Source organism: uncultured Cetobacterium sp., assembly GCF_947039425.1.
Classification (GTDB): domain Bacteria; phylum Fusobacteriota; class Fusobacteriia; order Fusobacteriales; family Fusobacteriaceae; genus Cetobacterium_A.
The window spans coordinates 1-3,669 of record NZ_CAMQYW010000199.1 but is presented as its reverse complement, the minus strand read 5'-3'; the positions used below and the strand labels follow the sequence as shown (position 1 = coordinate 3,669).

Annotated in this window: 3 protein-coding genes; all 3 read right to left on the bottom strand. The window is 28.3% G+C overall.

The genetic code is table 11. The features are described 5' to 3' along the window. Window positions 1-797, bottom strand: a 797-nt coding sequence (locus Q0V09_RS09075; protein WP_297488724.1) for a hypothetical protein, incomplete at its 3' end; no start/stop codon positions are given. Then, entirely contained in the window at window positions 782-1,000 is a 219-nt protein-coding gene (locus Q0V09_RS09070) for a tail protein X (RefSeq protein ID WP_297488721.1), read from the bottom strand. The genes Q0V09_RS09075 and Q0V09_RS09070, both read right to left, overlap by 16 nt. Then, window positions 978-3,554 carry a phage tail tape measure protein gene (locus tag Q0V09_RS09065; protein ID WP_297488719.1) on the bottom strand — a complete coding sequence of 859 codons (2,577 nt, stop codon included), beginning with the start codon at window positions 3,552-3,554 and terminating at the stop codon, window positions 978-980. Before Q0V09_RS09065 ends, Q0V09_RS09070 begins: the two co-directional genes overlap by 23 nt. Window positions 3,555-3,669 lie beyond the last annotated feature (115 nt).

Below are 3,669 nucleotides of genomic sequence, written 5' to 3'. Positions count from 1 at the left end.
TCACCACTTTTACTCCTGCTTTTTATCTTTAGAACTTTTTCTTTTAAATTTCCTGGAGGAGTAATTCCTAAATCTTTTAAATCATATACAACTACTTCATTTTCTAAAAGTTTTGACTTTAAATATGTTACTTCAACTTTTGTATAAATATCTTTAGTATTTTCTGTAAAGTTATAAATATGATTATTTAAATCTAAGTCATACTTAGGTTCTTTTTTTTCATATTCTTCAGTATCAAACATTATTAATTTATTTGCATTTATTTTAAAATTCAAACCTTCTTGTTGTGCTATTTTAAGTAAAAATTGTAAATCAGGTTCATTCTCTTGTTTAATATCAACTAAGAGTGGATTTCTTTTTGAATAGAAAAATGATTTTATCTTATATTTATTAGCAAATTCTTCATTTAATTTTTGTAGAGAAATCTCTCCCCAAGTTTTTGTATTTAATTCATCTTGAGAGCTTCCTAAAGGAATTGATAAGGCCTTAATACTACCTGTAGTCTGATTAATATCTCTTTCATCAATATAATAAGTTCCTAATACATATTTTTTAATTCCTTCTGATTTTGAGATCCAATTTTCAGTAAATAAATCTAAAGATAATTTCCCACCAATTTCTAGTTGATTTTCTTTAGATAATAATTTGTTTTTGTCATTTTTTAACTCTATATCAATACTATCAATTACTCCAGATAAATTATCTATAATAGTTATAGAGCTAAGTTCATTACTTAGCTCCTTTTCTTTATCTTCATATATTAAGCCTATATAGGCATTTCTCATTCTTGAAACCATGTTGGCTCATCTCCTGTTGAACTAATATTTATTGTAGGAATTACAATAGCTAGTTCTGGAGGAAAGATTACTATTTTACTTAAATCTGAATTAGCATCTTTAAGAACTTCTATGTATTCATGACTTTTATAAACTTTATATGATATTAAATCCCAAGTATCATTTTGTTTTGTTATATAACTAGATTTTTGTTCTAATAGCATCTCTAACCTCCTTTGTTACTGTTTTAAGTATTTCTTCTTTAGCTTTAGCTATTTCATTAGTAAGTAAGCTTGAAAAATCATCTGAACTTGAAGAAGATATGTTTCCAAAAGTAAAATTGAAATCTCCAAAGGTTATGGAGATACTACCTTTTTCTTTTTCATTCTTATTATCATTTGATTTTTCATTTAAATTATTAGCTCTATTTATCATAGTTCCAACAGTTGTATTTTCTTCAGCAGTTAAAACTCTTTCACCTTTGTGTAATTCAGCAATATATCCATCATATGGTACATAATCAAGACCTGTTCTATGACTTCCATCAGGCTTTATTTCTGTATTTCCTATTCCTAGCTTGTCTAATAAAGCTCCTACAACTGGAATGTTTTTAATCTTATCTCCTAAAGCCATAAAATTACTTCCAACTAACTTTATTTTTTCTGTTATTCCATCAAAGAATCCAAAGAAACCACTTTTTAAATTTTCGATTATTCCCTTAGAACTATCCCAACTACTCCAAAAAGCTGTTCCTAAGTCATAAAGAACTTTAAATGGATTTAAAATTGAAAAGAATAAATCTCCAACAGAAATTAATATCATTATCCATTGTTTAAATACTTCCCATATCCCTAATAAATTTGCTTTTACTCCTCCAAACTTATGGAATAAATAAAGTAAAGTTACTATTCCTGTAGCAATCCATCCTATTGGTCCACTAATTGCTCCAAATAAGACTCCTACAGTTTTTAGTGCTGCTATAAAGACTATTATGTTATCAAGGCCAAACAAATCATTTATCCAAGCTAAACACTTAGCCAATGAACCAAATAAGCTTAATATCCATAAAGTTGTCTTATAAATTGTTCCAAAGATTAATTTAAGCATATTCAATATTCCAGGGTCTAATATAATACTTTTTAAAGCCTCAAATCCAGGAAGAAGATATGTTCTTAAATCATTTCCTAATTTTTGCCAGAAGATATTGGCTTTACTATTATTTAAATTTCCCTGGAGAACATTTGTTAGTTCTGATATATAGCCAGTTGCTTTTTTAATAGTATTTAAAGAAGATTCACTTAATATTTTTCTTCCTAAAGTAATCTTAAGTCCATCAAGTGCTGAAGTAAATAAAGTCCAAGTTCCTTTAGCATCTTCTAGCATTACATCTTTCATTTGTTCTGCTTTTCCTAAACTTTCTTTATATGTAGCCCCTATTTGAGCTGTTATTCTTTCAACTCCGTTATAAACTACTCCATTAATTTCTTTACTACCATCTAGTAAACTTTGAGCGACTCTATAGCCTTGTTCTCCAAAAGCTTTAACTAAAAATGTTTGAATTTGTACAGGATCCATTTTTTCTTTCTTAAAAAATGAACCAAATTGTTTTAAGATTTTATCTACAGATAAAAATTTACCTTTAGAATCTTTTATATCAATTCCAAGATTATTAAACTCTTTACTGTCTTTTAAAAGTCTACTAAACATAGCATTTAGCCCTGTTCCTGCTTGAGATCCTTTTATTCCTTTATCTGCAAGTAATCCTAATAATGCAGATGTTTGTTCTATTGATACATTTAATCCACTTGCACTTGGAGCAACGTATTTAAAAGCTTCTCCTAACATACTTACTGTTGTATTTGTCTTTGACATTGTATATGCAAATACATCTGCTATTTTTCCTGCATCTTTTGCATTTAATTTAAATGCTGTCATATTATCAGAAACAATATCTGAAACTAAAGCTAGATCTTCTCCAGAAGCTGCTGCTAAATTTAACATTCCAGGCATTGATGCAATAATATCTTTTGTTTTAAATCCTGCTAAAGCAAATTTTTCCATTCCTGCTGCAGCTTGACTAGCTGTAAAAGATGTTGTTGCTCCTAACTTCATTGCTTCTTTTTCAAGTAAAGCAAATTCCTTTTTAGTAGCACCACTAATAGCTTGTACTCTTTTCATTTGACCACTAAAATCCATATAAACTCTTGCTGAATCTTGGACTGCATATCCACCTGCTAAAACTCCACCAATGGCAGCTCCTACAAGATATTTTTTACTTGCACTTATAGCTTTTTTAGCCATATTCCCTGCACCAGATTTTAATGATGATATCTTATTAAATAATCTTTGCTTTTTGCCTAATTTATCTAATTCATAACCTGTTTTTTTTATTTCATTTTGCAGCCCTCCAAAAGGTATTTTTAGTTTGATTAGTTCCATAGAATACCTTTTAAAAGCTGATTTTTCCTTTGTTATTACTTTTTCAAGCTTTATATGTTGCTTAACTAGATTTTTATATTCTTTTTCCTGGTCTTTGCTTAGTCCTATTTCTGAGTCTTTCAACTTACCTAATTCTTTTAATTTTGATCCCATTCTATTGTATTCAATAATATGTTTGGCTAAATGTTTTGGATACATTTTAGAAACATTATTTAAAGTTTTTTGTTTATCTTTTAAAGTATTAACTCTTTGAGCTAGAACTTGAATTTTATTAGGAACAGATCTATCTAGTTTTGCCGCTAATTTCATAACAACTTCAAAACCTTTTCCTCTTGCCATTTAATCTCCTATTTTTTTATAGAATTCTTCTGCTAGTTTTAAATAATGCTCTAACTCCTCTAATGTTAGTTCAAATAACCAATCAAGAGTTGCATTCATATTCATTCCCATTGAG

What these genes read in the sequence shown, in the direction of transcription:
- Q0V09_RS09070 (WP_297488721.1), bottom strand. Translation starts at nt 1,000, where the DNA reads ATGCTATTAGAACAAAAATCTAGTTATATAACAAAACAAAATGATACT.
- Q0V09_RS09065 (WP_297488719.1), bottom strand. Translation starts at nt 3,554, where the DNA reads ATGGCAAGAGGAAAAGGTTTTGAAGTTGTTATGAAATTAGCGGCAAAA.